The organism is Pseudomonas sp. MD330_10 (assembly GCF_042610415.1).
Taxonomy (GTDB): domain Bacteria; phylum Pseudomonadota; class Gammaproteobacteria; order Pseudomonadales; family Pseudomonadaceae; genus Aquipseudomonas; species Aquipseudomonas rhodesiae.
In genome coordinates, this window is record NZ_JBHGZU010000004.1 from 146,660 (window position 1) to 169,205 (window position 22,546).

Annotated in this window: 20 protein-coding genes; 7 read left to right on the top strand and 13 right to left on the bottom strand. The window is 62.1% G+C overall.

Annotated elements, in window-relative coordinates:
- The first annotated feature begins 83 nt into the window (after nt 1-83).
- A complete protein-coding gene (gene lpxC, locus ACFZPT_RS08175) occupies nt 84-995 on the top strand; it encodes a UDP-3-O-acyl-N-acetylglucosamine deacetylase (RefSeq protein WP_003171886.1) in 912 nt (303 codons plus the stop codon).
- Between the two features lie 52 nt (nt 996-1,047).
- Here lpxC and ACFZPT_RS08180 read toward each other — a convergent pair whose 3' ends face one another.
- From ACFZPT_RS08180 to ACFZPT_RS08205, 6 genes are all read right to left on the bottom strand, one after another.
- Entirely contained in the window at nt 1,048-2,568 is a 1,521-nt protein-coding gene (locus ACFZPT_RS08180; RefSeq protein WP_047881638.1) for a sensor domain-containing diguanylate cyclase, read from the bottom strand.
- 88 nt (nt 2,569-2,656) lie between these two features.
- A complete protein-coding gene (locus ACFZPT_RS08185) occupies nt 2,657-3,985 on the bottom strand; it encodes an OprD family porin (protein ID WP_099312818.1) in 1,329 nt (442 codons plus the stop codon).
- Nucleotides 3,986-4,254: 269 nt separating this feature from the next.
- On the bottom strand, nt 4,255-5,619 hold the full coding sequence (locus ACFZPT_RS08190) for a heavy metal sensor histidine kinase (protein ID WP_034095971.1): 1,365 nt from the start codon (nt 5,617-5,619) through the stop codon (nt 4,255-4,257).
- Entirely contained in the window at nt 5,609-6,286 is a 678-nt protein-coding gene (locus ACFZPT_RS08195) for a heavy metal response regulator transcription factor (RefSeq protein WP_034095972.1), read from the bottom strand. The genes ACFZPT_RS08190 and ACFZPT_RS08195 overlap by 11 nt, the downstream gene beginning before the upstream one ends.
- Nucleotides 6,287-6,295: 9 nt before the next feature.
- Nucleotides 6,296-9,391, bottom strand: a complete 3,096-nt coding sequence (locus ACFZPT_RS08200) for a multidrug efflux RND transporter permease subunit (RefSeq protein ID WP_099312817.1) — start codon at nt 9,389-9,391, stop codon at nt 6,296-6,298.
- Nucleotides 9,388-10,554 carry an efflux RND transporter periplasmic adaptor subunit gene (locus ACFZPT_RS08205; protein WP_047881634.1) on the bottom strand — a complete coding sequence of 389 codons (1,167 nt, stop codon included), beginning with the start codon at nt 10,552-10,554 and terminating at the stop codon, nt 9,388-9,390. Before ACFZPT_RS08205 ends, ACFZPT_RS08200 begins: the two co-directional genes overlap by 4 nt.
- A gap of 214 nt (nt 10,555-10,768) precedes the next feature.
- Between ACFZPT_RS08205 and ACFZPT_RS08210 the strand changes: the two genes are divergently transcribed.
- Entirely contained in the window at nt 10,769-11,002 is a 234-nt protein-coding gene (locus ACFZPT_RS08210; RefSeq protein ID WP_034111815.1) for a hypothetical protein, read from the top strand.
- A 163-nt stretch (nt 11,003-11,165) separates the two neighbouring features.
- The gene (locus ACFZPT_RS08215; RefSeq protein ID WP_034095976.1) at nt 11,166-11,954 is read left to right on the top strand and encodes a transporter substrate-binding domain-containing protein; all 789 of its coding nucleotides are present in this window, start codon (nt 11,166-11,168) and stop codon (nt 11,952-11,954) included.
- A 28-nt stretch (nt 11,955-11,982) separates the two neighbouring features.
- On the opposite strand, the gene ACFZPT_RS08220 is transcribed toward ACFZPT_RS08215, so the two are convergent.
- From ACFZPT_RS08220 to ACFZPT_RS08240, 5 genes are all read right to left on the bottom strand, one after another.
- Entirely contained in the window at nt 11,983-12,726 is a 744-nt protein-coding gene (locus ACFZPT_RS08220; protein WP_034095977.1) for a YkgJ family cysteine cluster protein, read from the bottom strand.
- A 102-nt stretch (nt 12,727-12,828) separates the two neighbouring features.
- A complete protein-coding gene (locus tag ACFZPT_RS08225; RefSeq protein WP_034111819.1) occupies nt 12,829-13,311 on the bottom strand; it encodes an N-acetyltransferase in 483 nt (160 codons plus the stop codon).
- 3 nt (nt 13,312-13,314) lie between these two features.
- Nucleotides 13,315-14,217: a chemotaxis protein CheV gene (locus ACFZPT_RS08230; protein ID WP_034111821.1), complete on the bottom strand. Its 903-nt coding sequence runs from the start codon at nt 14,215-14,217 to the stop codon at nt 13,315-13,317.
- A 64-nt stretch (nt 14,218-14,281) separates the two neighbouring features.
- Entirely contained in the window at nt 14,282-15,256 is a 975-nt protein-coding gene (locus ACFZPT_RS08235; protein WP_034095980.1) for a D-glycerate dehydrogenase, read from the bottom strand.
- A 119-nt stretch (nt 15,257-15,375) separates the two neighbouring features.
- Complete coding sequence (locus ACFZPT_RS08240; RefSeq protein WP_034095981.1) at nt 15,376-16,344, bottom strand: LysR family transcriptional regulator; 969 nt, start codon at nt 16,342-16,344, stop codon at nt 15,376-15,378.
- Between the two features lie 183 nt (nt 16,345-16,527).
- Between ACFZPT_RS08240 and ACFZPT_RS08245 the strand changes: the two genes are divergently transcribed.
- Genes ACFZPT_RS08245 through ACFZPT_RS08260 form a run of 4 tightly spaced genes read left to right on the top strand, consistent with a single transcriptional unit; the run spans nt 16,528 to nt 21,288 of the window.
- A complete protein-coding gene (locus ACFZPT_RS08245; protein WP_099312816.1) occupies nt 16,528-18,039 on the top strand; it encodes an efflux transporter outer membrane subunit in 1,512 nt (503 codons plus the stop codon).
- Between the two features lie 10 nt (nt 18,040-18,049).
- Nucleotides 18,050-20,227, top strand: a complete 2,178-nt coding sequence (locus tag ACFZPT_RS08250) for an FUSC family protein (protein ID WP_034095983.1) — start codon at nt 18,050-18,052, stop codon at nt 20,225-20,227.
- A complete protein-coding gene (locus tag ACFZPT_RS08255; protein WP_034095984.1) occupies nt 20,217-20,417 on the top strand; it encodes a DUF1656 domain-containing protein in 201 nt (66 codons plus the stop codon). Before ACFZPT_RS08250 ends, ACFZPT_RS08255 begins: the two co-directional genes overlap by 11 nt.
- A gap of 10 nt (nt 20,418-20,427) precedes the next feature.
- The gene (locus tag ACFZPT_RS08260) at nt 20,428-21,288 is read left to right on the top strand and encodes an HlyD family secretion protein (RefSeq protein WP_099312815.1); all 861 of its coding nucleotides are present in this window, start codon (nt 20,428-20,430) and stop codon (nt 21,286-21,288) included.
- 37 nt (nt 21,289-21,325) lie between these two features.
- Here the strand turns inward: ACFZPT_RS08260 and ACFZPT_RS08265 are convergent, their stop codons facing one another.
- Together ACFZPT_RS08265 and ACFZPT_RS08270 are read right to left on the bottom strand one after the other, a co-directional pair.
- The gene (locus ACFZPT_RS08265; protein ID WP_047881631.1) at nt 21,326-21,727 is read right to left on the bottom strand and encodes a nuclear transport factor 2 family protein; all 402 of its coding nucleotides are present in this window, start codon (nt 21,725-21,727) and stop codon (nt 21,326-21,328) included.
- Complete coding sequence (locus ACFZPT_RS08270) at nt 21,728-22,540, bottom strand: SDR family oxidoreductase (protein WP_099312814.1); 813 nt, start codon at nt 22,538-22,540, stop codon at nt 21,728-21,730.
- Nucleotides 22,541-22,546: the final 6 nt, after the last annotated feature.

Sequence of the window (22,546 nt, forward strand, 5' to 3'; positions counted from 1 at the left end):
GGTGTTCAGCAAAGGTCTGGTCTGCTATTATCGCCAGCCTTTGTTGATACCAGTTCGCAATTTGCGCTGAAGCGGTCCAAGCCATGATTAAACAACGCACCCTGAAGAATATTATTCGTGCCACAGGTGTAGGTCTGCACTCCGGGGAAAAGGTCTACCTGACCCTCAAGCCTGCACCTGTCGACACCGGCATCGTGTTTGTGCGTGCCGACCTGGACCCTGTGGTGCAGATTCCTGCTCGCGCGGAAAACGTTGGCGAAACCACTATGTCGACCACATTGGTCAATGGTGACGTCAAAGTGGACACGGTGGAGCACTTGCTCTCGGCCATGGCCGGTTTGGGCATCGATAACGCCTACGTCGAGCTCTCCGCGTCCGAAGTCCCGATCATGGATGGCAGCGCTGGACCCTTCGTATTCTTGATTCAATCTGCCGGCCTGGAAGAACAGGACGCAGCTAAGAAGTTCATTCGCATTCTGCGGGAAGTGACAGTAGAAGACGGCGACAAGCGCGCCACCTTCGTTCCGTTCGAAGGCTTTAAAGTGAGCTTTGAGATCGATTTCGATCACCCGGTATTCCGTGACCGCACCCAAAGTGCAAGCGTGGATTTTTCCAGCACTTCGTTTGTAAAAGAAGTCAGCCGCGCCCGTACCTTTGGTTTCATGAGTGACATCGAGTACCTGCGCAAGCACAACCTCGCACTCGGCGGCAGCGTTGAAAACGCCATTGTGGTCGACGCGGATGGTGTACTGAACGAAGACGGCCTTCGCTATGAAGACGAATTCGTGAAGCACAAGATCCTCGATGCAATCGGTGACCTCTACCTGCTGGGCAATAGCCTGATAGGCGAGTTCAAAGGCTTCAAGTCGGGCCACGCCCTTAACAACCAGCTGCTGCGCAAGTTGATTGAGCAGACAGACGCTTGGGAAGTCGTGACCTTCGAAGATGCCAGCACCGCACCGATCTCTTACATGCGTCCCGTTGCGGCGGTGTAAGTAACAACTCTCTTTCTTTAGTTTTTAAAGGCTGCCTTCGGGTGGCCTTTTTTTATTCCTGTGGGGTGTGGGCCTCGGTTGGCGGTGCACCGGCATCCACGATGCAATTGCGCCCACTGTGCTTGGCCTCATACAACGCCTGGTCCGCACTGAGCAGCAGCGCTTCCAGGGATTGGCGGTTGCGTTTATCCCAGGTGCTCACGCCGATGCTCACGGTGATCGGCCGCTCGCTACCCGCCACCCGTGGCAAGTGTTCGACGCTGCTGCGGATGTGCTCGGCGATGACCATGGCGCCTGCGGCATCAGTATGGGGCAGCACCACCGCGAATTCCTCGCCGCCATAGCGGGCGGCGAGGTCGGCGGGGCGGCGTATATTGCCGGCGATCACTTGGGCCACGGTGCGCAGGGCCTCGTCGCCGCCGCTATGACCGTGGCGGTCGTTGAACGCCTTGAAGTGATCCACGTCGATCATCAGCAGGGTCAGTGGCTCGGTCGAGCGCTGGGCGCGATCCCATTCCTGGCGCAGGCGCTCGTCGAGGATGCGACGGTTGGCCAGTCCGGTCAGGGCATCCGTGGCTGCCAGTTCTGACAGCACCCGTTCGGCGCGATAGCGACGTCGCAGCTCGCGACGCAGCATCCAGGCCAGCCACAACAACCCGATGCACAGAATGCCGGTCGCGCCGCTGGTCAGCAGTGCGGCGCGTTTCCAGGGGGCGAACACATCCTCGCGAGACAGCGCCACCACTACGATCAGTGGCAGTGTGCCCACGGTAGTGAAGGTGTACAGCCGGTCCTTGCCGGTGATGGTCGAGGTTGCCTGGAAGCTGCCATTGCCTTCGCGCAACATGCGCTTGAAGTTCGGTCGCTCGCTCAAATCCTTGTTAATCATGTCGCTTTCGAGCAGCGGCTGTTGGGCCAGCAGGATGCCGTGGGTATTGAGTAGGTTGACGCTGCTACCGTTGCCGATGGCCAGGGTGCTGAACAATTGATCGAAATACGCCAGGCGCATGGTCGCCACTGCAACGCCGGCGAACTCGCCATTGGGCCCCGATACGCGCCGACTGAATGCTATGCGCCACACTTGGTCGCAGTCGCAACGGATCTGGAAGGCCCGGCTGATATACAAACCGGCCTGCGGGTCCTTCAGATGCACCTGGAAATAATCGCGATCAGCGAAGTTGCGCGGGGTGGGCCGCAGGGTCGAGGAATCCGCGATCACCGCGCCATTGGCATCCAGCATCAGCACCTCGCCTTTAAAGGGCGCGGCGGTGGATAAATCGAATTGCACCAGGTGTTGGATAGTGGCGTCGACCTTGGCCAGGTCCTCGCGCTGCCTGGCGGCTATCAGCCCCTTGAGGGCCAGGTCGTACAGCTCGACGTTGCGCAGTACATCGGCGTTGATCAGCTGGGCGATATTGGTGGACGAGCGCTTGGCAGCCTGTAGCGTGCTGGTGTGTTCGCGGATCAATAACGCCGCGACGATAATGACGATCAGGACGACGGTGAGGCCGCTGCCCAGAAGGAGCAACAATTGCGGGTGTGCGGAAGGGTGGCGAGCACGGCGTGGACTCATCGGGCAGAACTTCAGCGGTAAGGATGCTGGCAGTTTAGTTCTACCCGATGAAGATTGGATACTCGGTTACCAAAGAAAGAAAGGTGCCTCAGAACACATCAATCGGATAGTCGACGATCACCCGGTATTCATCCACATCGCGGTCTACTGCCGAGTAGCCGTTGCTGCCACGGTGGGTCGCCCATTGCAGGCGCACGGCCAGATCCTTGGCCTGGCCGCCTTGCACCACATACTTCAAATCGATATCCCGCTCCCAGTGCTTGGCGCCCTTACCGTCGGCGCTGTACCAGGCGCTGTAGCCACGGCTTTGCGGGTCGACCTGGGTCAAGTCGGTCTTGCCGCTGATGTAGGACACCGCCGTGGTCAGGCCGGGCATACCGAGGCCGACAAAATCATAGGCGTACTTGAGCTTCCACGAGCGTTCATTCGGGCCGTTGAAGTCCGAGTATTGCTGGGAGTTATCCAGGTACACGCTGTCGCCCTGGGTGATGTAGTCAAACGGCGTATTGCCGTTAACCCGCTGGTAGGCGGCGGTCACGCTATGGTTGCCTACGCCCACGGTCAAATGCAGGCTCCAGGTGTTGTTGTCGATATCCCCCAACAGGGATTGGCCGGTGTCCTGGGTGTGGTAGTAGTGCAGGCCCGGGTTGAGGGTGACCAGGTCGTTGAGGGCGTAGGTGTAGTCCAGGTCGTAGTAGTACTGGTGCCAGACGTCCTTGAGTTCGGATGCATAGAGATTGCTGGTCACCCCCGGCACACCGCTGAACGACACGCCGGCCCAATCCAGGTGTTGACTGCTGCGGTTATCGGGCAAGGCGCCGTAGCTGGCGCCGATGCGCCGATGGCCGCTCTGGTTGTAGAGCTTGGTGAAGCTGGCTTGGCCGCCCTCGAACATCCAGCCGTCCAGGCTATGGTTGCTCAGGCTAACGCCACGGAAAGTCTGCGGCAGCATGCGGGTCATGCCACCGGCAATCACCGGGTTATTGAGGAACAGGTCACCGGCTTTGAGTTCGGTGTCGAAGGCGCGCATTTTCAGGGTGCCGCCGGCCGTGGAGAACGAACCGGGGGCCTTGCCGCTGCCGCTGTCGCTGCCATAGGGAAGGATGCTGGAACCATCGGTGCCACCACCGCCGTCGAGCTTGAGGCCCAGCATGGCGTGAGCGTCCAGGCCGAAACCGACGGTGCCCTGGGTGTAGCCCGATTCGAAGGTGCCGATAAAACCCTGGCCCCATTCCTTGCTGTCGTCGGTGTGGATGTCGCGACGGTCGCGGTTCATATAGTAATTACGGGTGTCGATTCTAAGGTGTGAACCTTCGACGAAACCGTCGGCGGGGAGGCTGTCTGCTGCGTGGGCTAGGGGGATAATCGTTGCTGCAATCGCGAGAAATAACGGGGTGAACGTCAGTGAGTTCTTCACCAGTAAAGCTCCTTTGGGTCAATCGTAAACGGCCGGTGTCGTGGGGGATGCCCGGCCTTTTTGACGGCAAAAAAAAGCCGCTGAAGGTCAGCGGCTTTAAGACAGATTCCCAGCGTAGAGCCCTGGAAATAAGTCGAGGGAAATTCGGGTAAGCGGGTCAGCTGTCTTTGCCGTCGCGCTCATCGATGCGTCAAATTAACGCAGGCGAGCACTGCGAAACAGAGTGTAACAAGATAATAACTGTTGCCCAAACCGCAACAGTCACGCACTTAGAGCGGTAGGGTGATGCCGAAAGTATTGCCACCGGTGTCGCTGCGCACAAACACATCCCCGCCGTGCATCAGCGCAATCGCTTTGACGATGGCCAGCCCCAACCCGTGATTCGCCCCGCTGTTACGCCGCGAGGCGTCGACCCGATAGAAGCGCTCGAACAACCGTGGCAGGTGTTCACTGGCGATTGTTTCGCCCGGGTTGGTCACGGCGATTGCCACCTGCTGCGCCTGCACCTCGATAGCTACGTCGATCACCTGACCTGGCGCGGTGTGTTGCACGGCGTTACTCAACAAGTTGATCAGCGCACGGCGCAGGTGGGCTTTTTCGATCTGTACCTGGGCGTCGCCGTGGACCCGCACTTGCACCTGGGCGTCTTCGAGGATGAAGTCCAAGTAATCGAGGGTGGTTGCCACCTCGTCGGCCAGTGAGCTTTCAACCAGTTTGGTGGCCTTGGTGCCCTGATCGGCGCTGGCCAGGAACAACATGTCATTGACGATCGAGCGCAGGCGTTCCAACTCTTCCAGGTTCGATTGCAACACCTCCAGATAATGCTCGGCCGAGCGTCCGCGTGTGAGGGCCACCTGGGTCTGGCCGATCAGGTTGGTCAGCGGCGAGCGCAGTTCGTGGGCCACGTCGGCATTGAACGATTCCAGGCGCGAATATGCCTGTTCCACGCGGTCGAGGGTGGCATTGAACGAGTTGACGAACTGACTGAGTTCCGGCGGCAACGGCGATAACTGCAGGCGCCCGGAGAGCTTGGGCGGTGCCAGTTTCTGCGCTTCTTCCGAGAGTTTGCCCAACGGCTTGAGGCCAATGCGCGAGACCCAGAACCCCAGCAACGCCGCCAGCAACACGCCCACCAGCGCCAGGCTGACCAACGCCACCAGCAACTGATGCTGGGTGGCGCGAAAGTTTTCGGTGTCGACGGCGATCATAAAGCGCAGCGGCGGGCGCTGGTCCTTGGCCGGGAACTGGCTGACCAGCACTTTAAGCGGGTAGCGATGGCCGGGCAGATGCAGGTCGCGCTTACCGGTGGGGCCGGCGGCGAAGGCGCGGATCTGCGCGTCGGGATTGCCGTATTCGTAGGCCGGGTCGTTGCTGACTACCCAGAAGTGAATGCGCTTGTCTTCTTCGCTCAGCAGCTTGAGTTTGTTGGTGATCTTGGCCCAGTGGTCCGGCGTGCCGAAGCGGTTCACCGAGGATTCGAGCACGCTGTAGCGCGCGTCCAATTCGGCCCCCGGCAACAGGCCCAGGCCGCGATCCACTTGTTGGTACAGCGCACCGCCGATCAACAGGAAGATCAGCGCCGCAACCAGGGTGAACATGCCGCTCAGGCGCAGCGCAATGGAATTAGCCGGCACTGCGGTTCTCCAGCACATAGCCCATGCCACGGATGGTGTGCAGCAGTTTGTGTTCGAACGGGCCGTCGAGCTTGGCGCGCAGACGCTTGATCGCCACCTCGACCACGTTGGCATCGCTGTCGAAATTGATGTCCCAGACCATCTCCGCGATGGCGGTCTTGGACAGGATCTCGCCCTGGCGGCGCGCCAATACACTGAGCAGCGAGAACTCTTTGGCGGTGAGGTCCAGGCGCACGCCGTTGCGACTGGCCTTGCGGCTGATCAGGTCGATCCACAGGTCGGCGACCGTCACCTGCACCGGCTCATGCCCGCCGCTGCGACGCGTCAAGGCTTGCAGGCGTGCCACCAGTTCGAGAAACGAAAACGGTTTGCCCAAGTAATCGTCGGCGCCTTCGCGCAGGCCACGGATGCGGTCTTCCACGCGCTCGCGGGCGGTGAGCATGATCACCGGGGTCTGCTTGCGAGCACGCAAGGCGCGCAGCACACCAAAGCCATCGAGGCCGGGCAGCATCACGTCGAGCACAATCACTGCGTAATCATTCTCCAGGGCCAGGTGCAAGCCCTCGACGCCGTCGCGCGCGACATCCACGGTGTAGCCTTGCTCCGTCAGACCGCGATGCAGGTAGTCCGCGGTTTTCTCTTCATCTTCGATAATCAGGACGCGCATGACCCCGCCTCATTCTGTGGTCGCCAGCGCGGGCGCTGGTGTGGGCCGATGGAAAATTTTTTCGAGGTACAAGTATATGACCGGCGTGGTGAACAGGGTCAGCGCCTGGCTCACCAGCAGCCCGCCGACCACTGCGATACCCAGCGGTTGGCGCAGCTCCGCACCTGGCCCGGCACCGAGCATCAGCGGCACCGCGCCGAGCAGGGCGGCGAGGGTGGTCATGATGATCGGCCGGAACCGCGTGACGCAGGCTTCATAAATCGCTTCCTGGGGCGCCAGCCCGCGCACGCGCTGAGCCTCCAGGGCGAAGTCGATCATCAGGATGCCGTTCTTTTTCACGATGCCGATCAGCAGCACCAGGCCGATCAACGCCATGATCGAAAAGTCCTGGCCCATCAAGGTCAGCATGATCAGCGCGCCGAGGCCCGCCGAAGGCAGGGTCGAGATGATCGTCAGCGGATGCACGAAGCTTTCGTACAGCACCCCCAGGATGATGTACACCGCCACCAGCGCCGCGAGGATCAGCCATGGCTGGCTGGCCAGTGAACTTTGGAACGCCTGGGCCGCGCCCTGGAAGGTGCCGATGAGGGTGCTGGGCATGCCGATCTCGGCCTTGGCCTGGTCGAGCATGATCACCGCATCCCCCAGCGCCACACCGGGTGCCAGGTTGAAGGACAGGTTGGCGGCCGGGAACATACCGTCATGGCTGATGGACAACGGCCCCACGGTCGGTGGGTCGACCTTGGCCAAGGCCGATAGCGGCACCATCTCGTTGGTCAGCGGCGAGCGCAGGTAAAAGTAGTTCAGGCTCTCGGCCTTGCCGCGTTGTTGGCGGTCCAGCTCCAGCACCACTTGGTATTGATTGATCTCCGTCTGGAATTCGTTGATCTGGCGCTGGCCGAAGGCGTCATACAGTGCTTGATCCACATCGGTGGCGGTCAGACCGAACCGCGCGGCGGCCTGCCGATCGATGCTGATGTGGGTGATGCTGCCGCCCAGTTGCAGGTCATTGGACAGATCGCGAAAGGCCGGGTTGGCGCGCAGTTTTTCGGTGAGGCGCTGGGTCCAGGTGTTGAGCGTCGGGCCGTCGTTGCTCTTGAGCACATATTGATATTGGGCGCGGCTGGGGCCGGAGCTGAGGTTGATGTCCTGGCCGGCGCGCAGGTACAGCACGATGCCCGGCACCTTGGCCAGTTTCGCGCGGACGCGGTCGATAAACTGGCTGGCCGATACATCACGCGACCCGCGATCTTTCAAGGCGATCCAGAACCGGCCGTTGGCGATGGTCTGGTTGCTGCCGGTCACCCCAACTGCATGGGAAAACGCCTGCACCGCCGGGTCGTCCTTGATGATCTCGGCCAGTGCTTTGTGCTTGGCGACCATGTCCGGGAACGACACATCGGCCGCCGCCTCGCTGGTGCCGAGCACGAAGCCGGTGTCCTGCACCGGGAAGAACCCTTTGGGAATAAACACGTAACCGACCACGGCCAACGCGAGAGTCACCCCGAAGATCGCCAGCATGCTGCGCTGATGAGCCAGGGCCCTTCGCAGGTTACGCGCATAGCCGGCCAGCAGGCGCTCGCTGAAACCGGGTTTGGCATGGGCGTGATGACTGGGCGCGCGCATGAATAACGCGGCCAGGGTCGGTGCCAGGGTCAGGGACACCACCACCGAAATCAGGATGGTCGAGGTGGCAGTGAGCGCGAACTCCTTGAACAGGCGTCCGACCACGCCGCCCATGAACAGCAGCGGGATAAACGCCGCCACCAGCGAAAAACTGATGGACACCACCGTAAAGCCGATCTCGCCGGCACCCTTGATCGCCGCCGCGCGTTGATCGAGGCCGGCCTCCAAATGGCGGTGGATGTTTTCCACCACCACGATGGCATCGTCCACCACAAAGCCCACGGCGATCACGATGGCCACCAGGGTCAGGTTGTTCAGGCTGAAGCCCATCAGGTACATCAGGGCAAAACTGGCGATCAACGACACGCCGAGCACGCTGGACACAATCAGCGTGGCCGACAGTTGGCGCAGGAACAACGCCATCACCGCCACCACCAGCAGGACCGCGATCAGCAAGGTCACTTCCACTTCATGCAGCGAGGCGCGGATGGTCTTGGTGCGGTCGCTCAGCACACTGACCTGCACCGACGCTGGCAGCATGGCTTGCAGGCGCGGCAACTGCGCCTGGATGCGGTCCACGGTCTCGACGATATTCGCGCCGGGCTGGCGTGAGATCACCAGGTTTACCCCGGGTGTATCCCCGGACCAGGCCTGCACGTAGGCGTTTTCCGAACCATTGATGACCTTGGCGATATCGCGCAATTGCACCGGCGCGCCGTCCTTGTAGGACACGATCAACCGTGCGTAGTCCTCGGGATGAAACAACTGATCGTTGGTCGACAGGGTCGATACGCTGTTATCGCCGTAGATCGCGCCCTTGGCCAGGTTCAGGCTCGACTGCTGGATGGCCAGGCGGATATCGGCGAGGGTCAGGCCGATGGCCGCGAGTTTGTCGGGGGAGGCTTGCACGCGGATCGCAGGACGTTGCTGACCGGTGATGTTGATTTGGCCGACGCCGTCGATCTGGCTGATCTGTCGGGCCAGGAGGGTTTCCACGTAGTCGCTCAGTTCGGTGCTGGGCATGCTGTCGGAGCTGACGCTGAGGATCAGCACCGGGCTGTCCGCCGGGTTGACCTTCTTCCAGGTCGGCAAGCTCGGCATATCGCTGGGCAGCTTGCCGGACGCGGTGTTGATCGCGGCCTGCACTTCCTGGGCGGCAGTGTCGATGCTTTTGTCGAGGGTAAATTGCAGGGTCAGCAGGGTGGAGCCCAAGGCGCTGCTGGAGGTCATCTGGGTCACGCCGGGGATCGCGCTGAATTGCACTTCCAACGGCGTGGCCACGGACGAGGCCATGGTGTCGGGGCTGGCGCCGGGCAACTGGGCGCTGACCTGAATTGTCGGAAATTCCGCCTCCGGCAGTGGCGCGATAGCCAGGCGCGGGAAGGCAATCAGCCCGAGCAGTACCAGGGCGAAGGTCAGCAGCAAGGTGGCGACCGGATGGTCGACACACCAGGCCGACGGAGAGCGGCTGCCGTTCATGGCTGCACCGTGGCGTCGACGGTTTGGATCACCTGGGGCGGCTCTTTGAGCACCTCGACCCGGGCGCCGGCCTTGAGCCGCGACTGACCATCGCTGACCAGCACATCCCCGGCCTGCACACCCTGGATCAGGCTGAGGTCGCTGTTCTGATAGGTGACCTGCACCGGCACCACCTCGACCTTGTCACCGTTGACCCGGTACACAAAGTGTGAATCCAGGCCGCGCTGCACCACGGTCGGCGGCACTACCAGGGCATTTTTGTCGAGGGCGGTCTGGATTTTGATGGTCACCAGTTGCCCCGGCCACAGGCGCTGGGCGGGGTTACTGAACTCGGCCTTGGCGCGCAGGGTGCCGGTGGTGGAGTTGATCTGGTTGTCGATCAGGCTCAGGTGGCCACGGCCCAGTAAATCGCCAGTCTGGCCGTCGGTGTCGGCGCCCAGATAGGCGTCGACACTGGCTTTTTCCGGCGCGGCGATCAGGCCTTGCAGGGTCGGCAGCATCTGCTGCGGCAGGGAAAATTCCACAGCGATCGGGTCGATCTGCGTCACGGAAAACAGGCCCAGGGCATCGCTGCTGCGCAAGAAGTTGCCTTCATCCACCGTGCGAATACCGACTCGGCCACTGACCGGCGAACGAATCTGCGTGTAGGAAAGCTGCACTTGAGCCGAATCAATCGCCGCCTGGTTGCCCTGGGCGGTGGCTTTGAGCTGGTTGACCAGGGCTTGCTGCTGGTCATAGGTCTGCTTGGATACGCCGTCATCGACACTCAACGCCTTGTAGCGCTTGAGGTTGACCAGCGCCACCTGCAACTGCGCCTGGCTCTCGCCCAACTGCGCCCTGGCCTGGTCGAGGCTGGCGCGAATCGAGCGGTCATCCAGGGTAGCCAGCAGGTCGCCGGCCTTGACCCACTGGCCTTCCTTGACCAGCAATCGGGTGAGAATACCGTCCACCTGCGGGCGCACTACCACACTGTGCAGCGACAACACCGTGCCGATGCCGCTGACAAACCGAGGCACGTCCTGCTGCGTCACGTTCACCACCCGTACCGGGATCGCGCTGGGCGCCGCCAGCCGGGGCTTAGCCGGGCGGGTCACGGCCCAGAGGGCAATCGCGGATACCACGAGGACAACCGCGATCAGGGCGGTTTTTCGCTGAATGTGCATGGGCTGAGGCGCCGGGACAGAGGAGTGAAAGGGTTGGCCGTCTTTATAGCCCGCCAACCCGGTCAGCAAGGTGACTGCTAACTGACAGCGCTGTCAGCAAACGCCGACCATTCGTACAGGCGGTGGTTAAAGATCCGAGGCGGGCAGGTATACTGCGCGCCAGCGAAGCCCGCAAGCCGGCTTCGCTTCATTTTTTGCATGCTCCGGAGCTTCCATGAATTCCCCGACACAATCCCCTGTTGAAGCGGCCGACCTCGCCGATCCGGCCAGCGCCGAAGGCGTTGAAAAGGCCGAGATCCCGGCGTTCAAGTTTCCCTTCAAGCCGGGTGAGCTCGCCGGAGCCAAGAACGCCGCACAGCCTTGGTATAAGAACGGCGCCAAGAACGGCCACACCAAAACCCCGGGCATGGCCCCGCCGGGCACTCGGCGCTCCATGGGTAAACGCTGAGAATAAAGTCGGTCGGTTAGTTATGGCGTTTGCCTACAAATACTGCTGATATTTCTGCTTGTAGGATGACATCCGTTTCCAGAAAGCTTGCCAGCTTCTGCCATGCCCCAGGGTTACCGCGCAGGGATGGTGAGGTTGGTCTTTCCGGAAAAGGATGTTTCCCGTGGCTTTGATACACCTGTGTGTAGCGCTTGCCCTGTTGCTGTCGGTGGATGCCGTGGCAGCCGCTGATCAACCGCGTGACGAAATCCGTTTCGCCGTTGCCGCACAATTCCCCCCGTTCCAGAGTCGCAACCCGCAAGGGCAACTGGTCGGCTTGAACATCGAGTTGGGCAATGCCTTGTGCGTGCAATTGAATGTGCGCTGCACCTGGGTCGACCAAGTGCAGGTCGAAGACTTCAGCGCGTTGGATGCACGCCACTTTGACGCAATCATGGGCATCGCCCCCACTTCCAAACGGCGACGTTGGGCGAACTTCACCGATCTTCTCTATCCCTTTACCACCCGCCTGGTGGCGCGCAAAACCTCCGGCTTGCAGCCCTCTGCCCGCTCGCTCAAGGGCAAGCGTGTCGGCGTGCTGTTGGGCAGTAACCGTGAAGCCTTCGCCCGCTCGAAATGGGCGCCCAAAGGCGTGATCGTCAAAAGCTTCTGGCTCAATGACGAACTGGTCCGCAGCCTTGTGGCGGGGGATATCGATGCAACCTTGCAAGGCACCGTGGAAATTCGCGAGGCTTTACTCGATACCCCCGAGGGCCAGGCTTTTGACTTTCTAGGCCCACCCGTTTCCGCCGAGCTATTGGGCGACGGCGTGGCGATTGCGGTGCGCAAACCGGATACCGCGTTGCGCCAAGCACTCAACCGCGCCCTTGAGCAGCTTATGCACAACGGCGAGTACCAGCGCATCGTTCAACCCTACCGCCTCGATGCCCCGCCCATCGGGCATGACGGCTAGTATGTGAGCAGCCGAGGGGCGCAGCGACTTACGCCGCCCGCAACGGGATAAACGCGTAGTTGGCCGGCACCTCGGTCGCAATCTGCGCGCCGGCATCCAGCACCTGTTCGGCGATGTCCAGCCCAGACACATGAAACACCCAGTCACTTGCCACTTTTGGTTGCTGCGTCGCCTGTTCGATCGCCTGGGCAAACGCGCCCATGTCCGGCAAGTAAGCCGTGAACCCATCGCCCTTGAGCGCGGTGGTGCGAATGCCCAGCAGTGCACACACCGCTTCCTTGGTCTGCACGTCGTCGCGGTCGGCCTGACGGGAGCGTTCAATCAACTGCGCCAATTCCCGATCCACCAATTGACCACCGACGATCAATGCCGGCCCCTGTTCCCAGGACTCCGGCGGGCATTCTTTGGCGGCAGGGTTCAACGGGATATGCGGGTTGATCTCCATCGGGTAGATGCGACACACCAGCGGGCGCCGTTCATAAATGCGGCATAGGTTGTCTTCGTCAAGATTCCGGCAGCGTCCGGCGTTATAGGCGGCAAACGTGATGGCCACAAATGCTTCGGCAGTGCCGCTGGGAACCACCACCGACCGCCGTTCGGCATGCTCGCGTTGATGGGCGGGCAGGCCCAGGCCGTTGCCGAGAAAGCCTTCCACCAGAACGATGACATTTCCGCCGTCGGCCGCCCACATACGGGCTTCGTCGAGGGTCAGCGGGACATGGTGGTCGGAGCAGCATTTGCCACAACCGACGCAGGAAAAATGGGTATTCATGGCGGATCTGTTACCAGGCTAGGTCAGAGGGCACGCGGCAACGGTGACGGGTTTTTACCTCTGTTCGCCGTTGTGCGACTCTGGAAGCAAGTTATGCGCCAGTCACTCGCGATCAACCACGTCGCGCAGCACGAAGCCCATGCCCGCGCTTTCATACAGCCGTCGGGCGCGCAGGTTGCTTTCCAGCACTTTGAGGTCCACGTAGGGTTCGCCGCGCTGCTTGAACACCTGGAACGCATGCAGCAACAACGCCCGTCCCAGTCCTTGGCCTTGAGCGCAGGGATGCACGGAGAGGTTCTTGATAAACGCGCTGGTCCAGCATTGCGCCACGCCGAGAACGCCCGACGGGTTGCTGGCCACCAGACACAGGGTGGGGTCGAACTCGGCATCGGTGGTGAACTGAGCCTGCCAGGTGGGTAGGTCGGGCACGCGGCCGCCGCCTTGGTCCTGGGTCATGCGCAGAACCGCATGAATCGCCGGCGCCAGTTCTTCTCGGTAATGATCCAGCTGCGTACCGGCCGGCCACTGCGGGGCGGGCAGGCTGCCGCCGAGCGGGCGGCGTAGCAGTTGGAAATACTCAACCATCGATCAGCGGCCTTGTTGCGCTACGGTCTGAGCGGCGACCACCAGGCACTTGGTCAGTTCTGGGGAGGAAAACTTGGTCAGCACCGCGTTAGCCCCGGCCAGGCGTGCTTTTTCGCTGTTCATGGCGCTGTCCAGGGAGGTGTGCAGCAGCACATAGAGGTGCTGGAAGTCCGGGGTTTCGCGCAGAGTGCGGGTCAGGGCGTAACCGTCCATTTCGGACATCTCGATGTCCGATACCACCACGTTGATCTCTTCGCCGGTGCCTTGCAGTTCAAGCAGTACGTCGATGGCTTCCTTGGCACTGCGCGCGGTGTGGCAGGTCAGGCCGAGGTTGCGCAGGGTGTGCACCGACTGCTGCAACGCCACTTGGCTGTCATCCACCACCAGAATCCGCGCATGGCCAAGCACTTCGGCTTCTTCCATGGTCAGGTCGGTGGGTGCGGTTTCAATCGGCGCGGGGGCAATGCCGTGGATCACTTTTTCGATGTCGAGCACCTGCACCAGGCCGCCTTCCACCTGGGTCACCCCGGTGATAAACGCGCGGTTGCCGCCTGAGCCGTAGGGCGGCGGGCGGATATCGGTGGTCAGGCAGTGCACGATCTTGCTCACCGCCTGCACATGCAGGCCCTGCTTGGAACGGCTCACATCGGTGACGATCAGGCAGCCACCGTTCGGATCTTCCAGCGGCATCTCGCCGAGGGCGCGGCTCAGGTCGATCACCGACAGTGAGGAACCGCGCAGGGTGGCGATGCCTTTAACGTGAGGATGGGACTCCGGCAATTTGGTCAGCGGCGGGCAAGGGATGATTTCGCTGACTTTCAGCAGGTTGATGGCCATCAGCTTGCCGCTGCGCAAGGTAAAGAGCAGAAGCGAGAGTGAGTCTGCGCGGGCTTTGGAGGTAGGCATAAAAACCTTCTGTGAATCACGGAGGACGATCTATGGAAGGTTATCGACCTCCGCGGCCCAGGCTTTAGCCCTTCCACACCTGCGGGTTCACCAGGTCCTGGGGCCTTTGCCCGAGCAGGGCGCTGCGCAGGTTGTCCAGGGCGCGGTTGGCCATGGCTTCGCGAGTTTCGGTGGTGGCCGAGCCGATGTGCGGCAGGGTCACGGCATTGCTCAGTTGGAACAGCGGCGACTCGGCCAAAGGTTCCTGTTCGTAGACGTCCAGCCCCGCGCCGCGAATGATGTGGTTCTGCAAGGCATGGATCAGCGCCGGCTCGTCCACCACCGGGCCGCGGGAAATGTTCACGAGGATGGCGCTGGGCTTCATCAGCCCCAGCTCGCGGGTGCTGATCAGGTGCCGGGTCTTGTCGCTCAACGGCACCACCAGGCAGACGAAATCCGCTTCGGCCAGCAACTGGTCGAGACTGCGAAACTGCGCGCCCAGCTCCTGTTCCAGCGCCGGTTTGCGGCTGTTGCCGCTGTACAGGATCGGCATGTTGAAACCCAGACGCCCGCGCCGCGCGACCGCCGCGCCGATATTGCCCATGCCGACGATGCCCAGGGTCTTGCCATGCACATCGCAGCCGAACAACGGCGCGCCGACACTAGCCTTCCAGTGCCCGGCCTTGGTCCAGGCGTCCAGCTCGGCCACGCGTCGCGCACTGCTCATCAGCAGGGCGAAGGCCAGGTCGGCGGTGCTTTCGGTCAGTACGTCGGGGGTGTTGGTGAGCATGATTCCACGCTCGGTGAGGTACGGCACATCGTAATTGTCGTAGCCCACCGACACGCTCGATACCACCTCCAGCTTGGCCGCGCCTTCGAGCTGCGCGCGGCCCAGCTTGCGACCCACGCCGATCAGGCCGTGGGCGTGGGGCAGGGCTTCAGCGAACTGCGCATTAATATCCCCCAGCTTGGGGTTAGGCGCGATGACTTCGAAATCCTGTTGCAGGCGTTCGATCATCGGTGCGGTGATGCGGCTGAAGGCGAGGACAGTCTTTTTCATGGCAGGCGGGGCTCATCGACTACGAAAGAATGCCAAGCACGCTAACATTCCTGCCGGCGGTTGTCAGGACACCGCCGAACCAATCTGAGCACAAGCCCCAATGGGTTGTTTGTTGGCGATCAATTAGCCAACCGCACCCCACCCAAGCTGCCGCTTAATTCATACGCCACCAATTCGGCCTGATGAGCCGCCAGAATCTCCGGCAGCGAGCCGCGCAGGTATTCCACCCAGGTCTTGATCTTCGCATCCAGGTATTGGCGCGATGGGTAGATGGCGTACAGGTTCAGCTCTTGGGAGCGGTAGTTGGGCATGACCCGTACCAGCGTGCCGTTACGCAGGCCTTCGATGGCGGCGTACACCGGCAGCAGGCCGACGCCCATGCCGCTGGTGATGGCGGTTTTCATCGCGTCGGCCGAGTTCACCAGGAACGGCGAGGTGTTGATCGCCACGCTTTCCTGGCCTTCGGGGCCATTGAACGTCCATTTGTCCAGCTGGATCACCGGGCTGACCAGGCGCAGGCACGCGTGGTTGAGCAAGTCCTGGGGGCGCTGTGCGCAACCTTTGGTCTTGACGTAGTCCGGCGAAGCGCAGGCGATGCTGTAGGTAATGCCCAGGCGCTGGGATACGAAACCCGAATCCGGCAATTCGCTGGCCAGCACGATGGACACGTCGTAGCCCTCGTCGAGCAGGTCCGGCACGCGGTTGGCCAGAGTCAGGTCGAAGGTAACGTCCGGGTGCGTGCGGCGGTAGCGGGCAATGGCATCGATCACGAAATGCTGGCCGATGCCGGTCATGGTGTGCACTTTGAGTTGCCCTGCGGGACGGGCGTGGGCGTCGCTGGCCTCGGCTTCGGCTTCCTCGACATAAGCGAGGATCTGTTCACAGCGCAGCAGGTAGCGTTTACCCGCCTCGGTGAGGGCAATGCGACGGGTGGTGCGGTTGAGCAAGCGGGTTTGCAGATGGGCCTCAAGGTTGGAGACCGCGCGCGAGACGTTGGCTGTGGTGGTGTCCAGTTGGGCGGCGGCGGCGGTGAAGCTGCCCGCTTCGGCCACGCAACTGAAGGCGCGCATGTTTTGCAAAGTGTCCATAGGGGCTTCTCAAGGGAGATGGCAAATTGTGACAGAAAGTTACGCAGTACGGTGATCCCTACCAATGGATTATCGCCTGAACGGTAACAAAGATTCACAGGAATACCCGCTTATCGACATCCCCCGCGCGCCCTAGAATTGCGCCACCTCTCCCGCTTCACCCATCTCAGGAATTCGCTTGCCGTGCCGCGTCGCATCAGCAGAGAGCTGAAGACTCTCAGTGTTTGGGCTTTATCGTTAGCAATCAGCGGCTGCATCGGAACCGGAGGAATCGCCCCACAAGGCCACGCCCTCGATGCCAATCAACTGGCCACCGACGAGGCGATCCAGCGCGCCGCGCAAGACGCCCACTGGCCCACTGTGCAGTGGTGGCAAGCCTACGGCGACCCGCAACTGGACCACTGGGTCGACCTCGCCACGCAGCACAGCCCAAGCCTGGCCATGGCGGCGGCGCGAGTGCGTGAGGCGCGGGCCATGGCCGGGTTGGCCGAGTCGGCCGAAGCGCTGCAGGTCAACAGCGATACCACCCTCAAACGTCACAATTGGCCCAAGGATCAGTTCTACGGCCCTGGCGAGCTGAGCGGTGCCAACACCTGGGACAACAATACGTCCCTGGGCTTGAGCTATGCCCTGGACCTGTGGGGTCGCGAAAGCAACGCCACCGAGCGCGCGGTGGACCTGGCGCATATGAGCGCCGCCGAAGCGCGTCAAGCCCAACTCGAACTGCAAAACAACGTGGTACGCGCCTATATCCAATTGTCGTTGCACTACGCCAACCGCGATATCGTCGCCGCCACATTGGCCCAGCAACAGCAGATCCTCGACCTGGCCAACAAACGCCTCAACGCCGGGATCGGCACGCATTTGGACGTGAGCCAGGCCGAATCGCCGTTGCCGGAAACCCATCGGCAACTGGATGAGCTGGATGAAGCCATCGCCCTGAGCCGTAACCAATTGGCGGCGCTGGCGGGCATGGGGCCGGGGCAGGGCGCGCAGTTGCGGCGGCCAAGCCTGTCCCTGGCCGCGCCGCTCAAGTTGCCGTCGAGCGTCCCCGCGCAACTGCTTGGCCAACGCCCGGATGTGGTTGCCAGTCGCTGGCAAGTGGCAGCGCAGGCGCGGGGCATTGATGTGGCCCATGCCGGTTTCTACCCCAACGTCGATCTCGTCGGCAGCCTCGGTTATATGGCCACCGGTGGCGGCATGCTGGAATTTTTGGCCGGCAAAAAATTCAACTACAGCGTCGGCCCGGCCATCACGCTGCCGATCTTCGACGGCGGCCGCCTGCGCGCGCAACTGGGCGAAGCCAGCGCCGGCTATGACATCGCGGTGGCACGCTACAACCAGGCCCTGGTCAATGCGCTCAAGGGCATCAGCGACCAGTTGATCCGTCGCGAGTCCATGGACAAGCAGCAGACCTTCGCCGCGCAATCGGTGGCCTCGGCGCAGAAAACCTACGACATCGCGATGATCGCCTATCAGCGCGGCCTCACTGACTACCTCAACGTGCTCAACGCCCAGACCCTGCTGTTTCGCCAGCAACAGATCGAGCAGCAAGTGCAGGCCGCGCGCCTGAGCGCCCATGCCGAACTGGTGACCGCCCTGGGCGGTGGCCTCGGTGCCGGCGACGACGTGCCTGCACCCGCCAAGACCGTTCCGAGCAAGACCCCGGCGGCGCTGGCCGCGTTCGATCACTGAGTAGGTTGCGATGACTCCCTTGCCTGCACCGCTGCGCTGGCTGCGTTCCCTTGAGTGGCGCCGTGGTTTCTTCGATTGGGCACGCAGTGACGGCGTGACCTGGGTATACATCTTCAAAGTGCTGATCGCGGCGTTCCTTACGCTATGGCTGGCCATGCGTCTGGAGCTGCCGCAACCGCGCACCGCGATGATCACGGTATTTATCGTGATGCAGCCGCAGAGCGGCCAGGTGTTTGCCAAGAGTTTTTACCGCTTCCTCGGCACCCTGGCGGGGTCGGCGGTGATGGTCTTGTTGATCGCCCTGTTTGCGCAGAACACCGAGCTGTTTCTCGGTGCGCTGGCGATCTGGGTTGGCATTTGCACCGCTGGCGCCACGCGCAACCGCAACTTTCGCGCCTATGGGTTTGTGTTGGCCGGGTATACCGCCGCGATGGTCGGCCTGCCGGCCCTGGCGCATCCGGACGGCGCCTTTATGGCGGCAGTCTGGCGTGTGCTGGAGATCTCTTTGGGGATCATCTGCTCGACCCTGGTCAGTGCCGCGATCCTGCCGCAGACCTCCAGCGCCGCCATGCGCAACGCGCTCTACCAACGCTTTGGCGTGTTCGCGCTGTTCGTCACCGATGGCCTGCGCGGGCGCAGCCAGCGCGACGGCTTCGAGGCCAGCAACGTGCGCTTCATCGCCGAAGCCGTGGGCCTGGAGGGGCTGCGCAGTATCACGGTGTTCGAAGACCCGCACATGCGTCGGCGCAACGGTCGCCTCAGTCGCCTCAACAGCGAATTCATGAGTATCACCACCCGCTTCAACGCCTTGCACCAGTTGCTTGAGCGCCTGCGCACCGATGCCGCCGACCATGTGGTGGCCGCGATCAAACCGGGCCTGCAAGACCTCGCCGAAGTGCTCGACGGTTTCTCTGGCCGCGCCCTCACCAGCCCCGATGCTGCGCGGCTGGTCAACCAGCTCAGCGCCTACAAGGACAGCTTGCCGGCCACGGTGCGCAGCCTGCGGGCGCGCTTTCAGGAGGGCAACCCCAGCGACGCCGAACAGCTGGATTTTCACACCGCCTATGAGTTGCTGTACCGCTTTGTCGACGACCTGCACAACTACGCGCAAACCCACGCCTCCCTGGCCGAGCACAGCCATGCGCGGGAAGACTGGGACGAACCCTACACACCGAAAACCAACTGGCTGGCCTGCGCCGCTTCGGGGATTCGTGCGTCGTTCATCCTGATCGTGCTGGGCAGCTACTGGGTGGCCACCGCCTGGCCCAGCGGCGCAACGATGACGATGATCGCAGCGGCCACCGTCGGCCTGTCCGCCGCCACGCCCAATCCCAAGCGCATGGCGTTCCAGATGGCCTGCGGTACCTTGATCGGTGCCCTGGTGGGCTTTGTCGAAATGTTCTTCGTGTTCCCCTGGATCGATGGCTTCCCGTTGCTGTGCGTGATGCTCGCACCGGTGATCATCCTGGGCGCATTCCTCGCCTCACGCCCGCAATACGCGGGTGTCGGCGTGGGCCTGCTGATCTTCTTCAGCACCGGCTCGGTGCCGGACAACCTCACGGTCTACAACCCTTACACCTTTATCAACGACTACATCGCCATGATCATCGGCATGCTGGTGTGTGCAGCGGCGGGGGCGATCATCCTGCCGCCCAACAGCCGCTGGTTGTGGCGCCGCCTGGAGCAGGACCTGCGCGAACAGGTGGTGTATGCCATCAGCGGCAAGCTCAAGGGCTTGGCCTCCAGTTTCGAGAGCCGTACCCGCGACCTGTTGCACCAGGCTTATGGCCTCGCCGTCGGCCAGCCGCAAGTGCAGCGCAACTTGCTGCGCTGGATGTTTGTGGTGCTGGAGGTCGGCCACGCGATCATCGAGTTGCGCAAGGAACAGGCGATCCTGCCGGTGCACCCGGCGTACGCCGAATCCCAGCCGTGGCGCCAGGCGATCCGCGTGATGGGGCGCTCGCTGGTGCGGCTGTTTCTGCAACCCAGCGCGAGCAACCTGGAGCGCGGGCTGGTCGCGGTCGACCATGCGATCAGCCGCGTGCAGGCCACCGACGAACCCTTCGCCCCGCACTTCGATACCTCGGCCCTGCGTCGGGTGAAAAGCTACCTGCACTTTATCCGCACCTCATTGCTGGACCCGCAATCACCCTTGGCGGCCCTCAAAGGAGCCCCGCATGCCCCGTGAAATCGCGTTCCACGGCATTTATATGCCGACCATGACCCTGATGTTCCTGATTGCCGCAGTGCTGGCGTGGGGCCTGGATCGCTTCCTGGCCGGCTTCGACCTGTACCGGTTTTTCTGGCATCCGGCGTTGCTGCGCCTGAGCCTGTTCGTTTGCCTGTTCGGCGCCCTGGCGCTGAGCGTCTACCGTTGAGAATGCACTGATGAAAAAGTTTTTCAGCCTGCTTGCCACCTTGCTGGTACTGGCCCTGGCGATCTGGATTGGCCACACATTGTGGGTGCACTACATGCAAACCCCGTGGACCCGCGATGGCCGCGTGCGCGCCGACATCATCAATGTCGCCGCCGACGTCACCGGTGAAGTGGTCGACGTGCCGGTGCGCGACAACCAGTTGGTAAAAAAGGGCGACCTGCTGATGCAGATCGACCCGGAGCACTATCGCATCGCGGTCAAACAGGCCCAGGCGCTGGTCGCCTCGCGCAAAGCCACCTGGGAAATGCGCAAGGTCAACGCCCACCGCCGCGCCGATCTGGACGCTCTGGTCATCTCCAAGGAAAACCGCGACGACGCCAGCAACATTGCCGACTCGGCCCTGGCCGATTACCAACATGCGCAGGCCCAGCTGGAAGCAGCCGAACTCAACCTGAAACGCACTCAGGTCGTGGCGGCCGTGGACGGCTACGTCACTAACCTCAACGTCCATCGCGGCGACTACGCACGCATCGGCGAGCCCAAGATGGCCGTGGTGGATATGCACTCGTTCTGGGTCTACGGCTTCTTCGAAGAAACCAAGTTGCCCCATGTGAAAGTTGGTGACAAAGCCGATATGCAACTGATGAGCGGCGAGACGTTAAAGGGCCATGTGGAAAGCATCTCCCGCGGCATCTACGACCGCGACAACCCCGAAAGCCGTGAATTGATCGCTGATGTAAACCCGACCTTCAACTGGGTACGCCTGGCCCAGCGGGTGCCGGTGCGGATTCATATCGATGAAGTGCCGAAAGGCGTGCTGTTGGCGGCGGGGATCACATGCACCGTGATCGTCGACCAAACGCAGAATTGAAATGTGGGGGGCAATCCCCCTCCCACATTTGACTGTGTTATGCCTTGATGAAGGTCTCATGCAAATGCCGCCACAACAGCGCACCACTGGCCTGTTTCTCGAACACCACGGTGGCGCGGCGGTCGGTTTGCGTGCCGCTGTCGTCCACTTGATGTTCGCGATAGGTCACCGTGGCGCCGCGCGCGTGGCGGTCAACCCCGGTCATTTCGCTCAAGGTGATTTTCAAGCCAGGGCGCATGCCGCCCAGGCGGGTGAACAGCGCCTTGACGCCGGCCGCATTCACCCGTGCGCCGGTGGCGGGGGCGATCATGCTGAAATCCGGAGAGAAGCGCGCAAGCAGGTTTTCCAAGGTTGCGTCGGGCGCAACGCCGGCAAACCATTGTTCGATCTCGATGTGGGTCTGGGTCACTTCTTCAAAGAAATCGCTGTAGTCGATCATTTACAAACTCCCATTTAAACCAAAGCGTTTTTTCAACACGGTTTCCAATAATCCTTTGGGCAACCACGTCGCCAACAGCGGCAACGCCCGGCTGCCATTGCCCGAGCGCAACAGGCGCGGCGGTTGCGATTGTTGCACCGCCTTGAGCACATCGGCCGCGAACACGGTTGCGGGTGTCGGTTTGTCCTGGGACGCCTGGCTGCGCGCACGAATGCCGTCGCGCAACGGCCACCAGGGCGATTGTTCGTTGATCAGCAGTTCGGCTTGGGCGCCGGCGTTTTTGGCGAAGTGGGTGTCGATAGCCCCGGGTTGGACCTCCATGACGCGCACGTCAAAGGGCGCCAGTTCCATGCGCAGGGCATCGCTCAAAGCATGTACGGCGGCCTTGGATGCGCAGTAAGCACCGGCGAACGGCGTGACCAGCACGCCGGAGACGCTGCCGATATTCACCACCAAACCCTTGCGTTTGCGCAAGGCCGGGAACAGCGCCTGGGTTACGCCGACGAGGGAAAACACGTTGGTTTCGAACTGGCGCTGCATGGCCTCGGTGCCGCCGTCGAGCAGCGGGCCCATGGCGCCGTAGCCGGCATTATTGATTAGCACGTCCAGCTCGCCCAGGTGTGCGGCCAGGGCTTTCAGCGCGGTGGCATCGTTGACGTCCAACTGCACGGCATGAAAGCCGGCCTGGTTGAGGGCAATCACATCATCCTTGCGGCGAGCGCTGGCCAGCACGTCATAGCCGGCAGCTTTGAACGCTGCGGCCAGGGCGCGGCCGATACCGCTGGAGCAACCGGTGATCAATACGTTGGGCATGGAGCA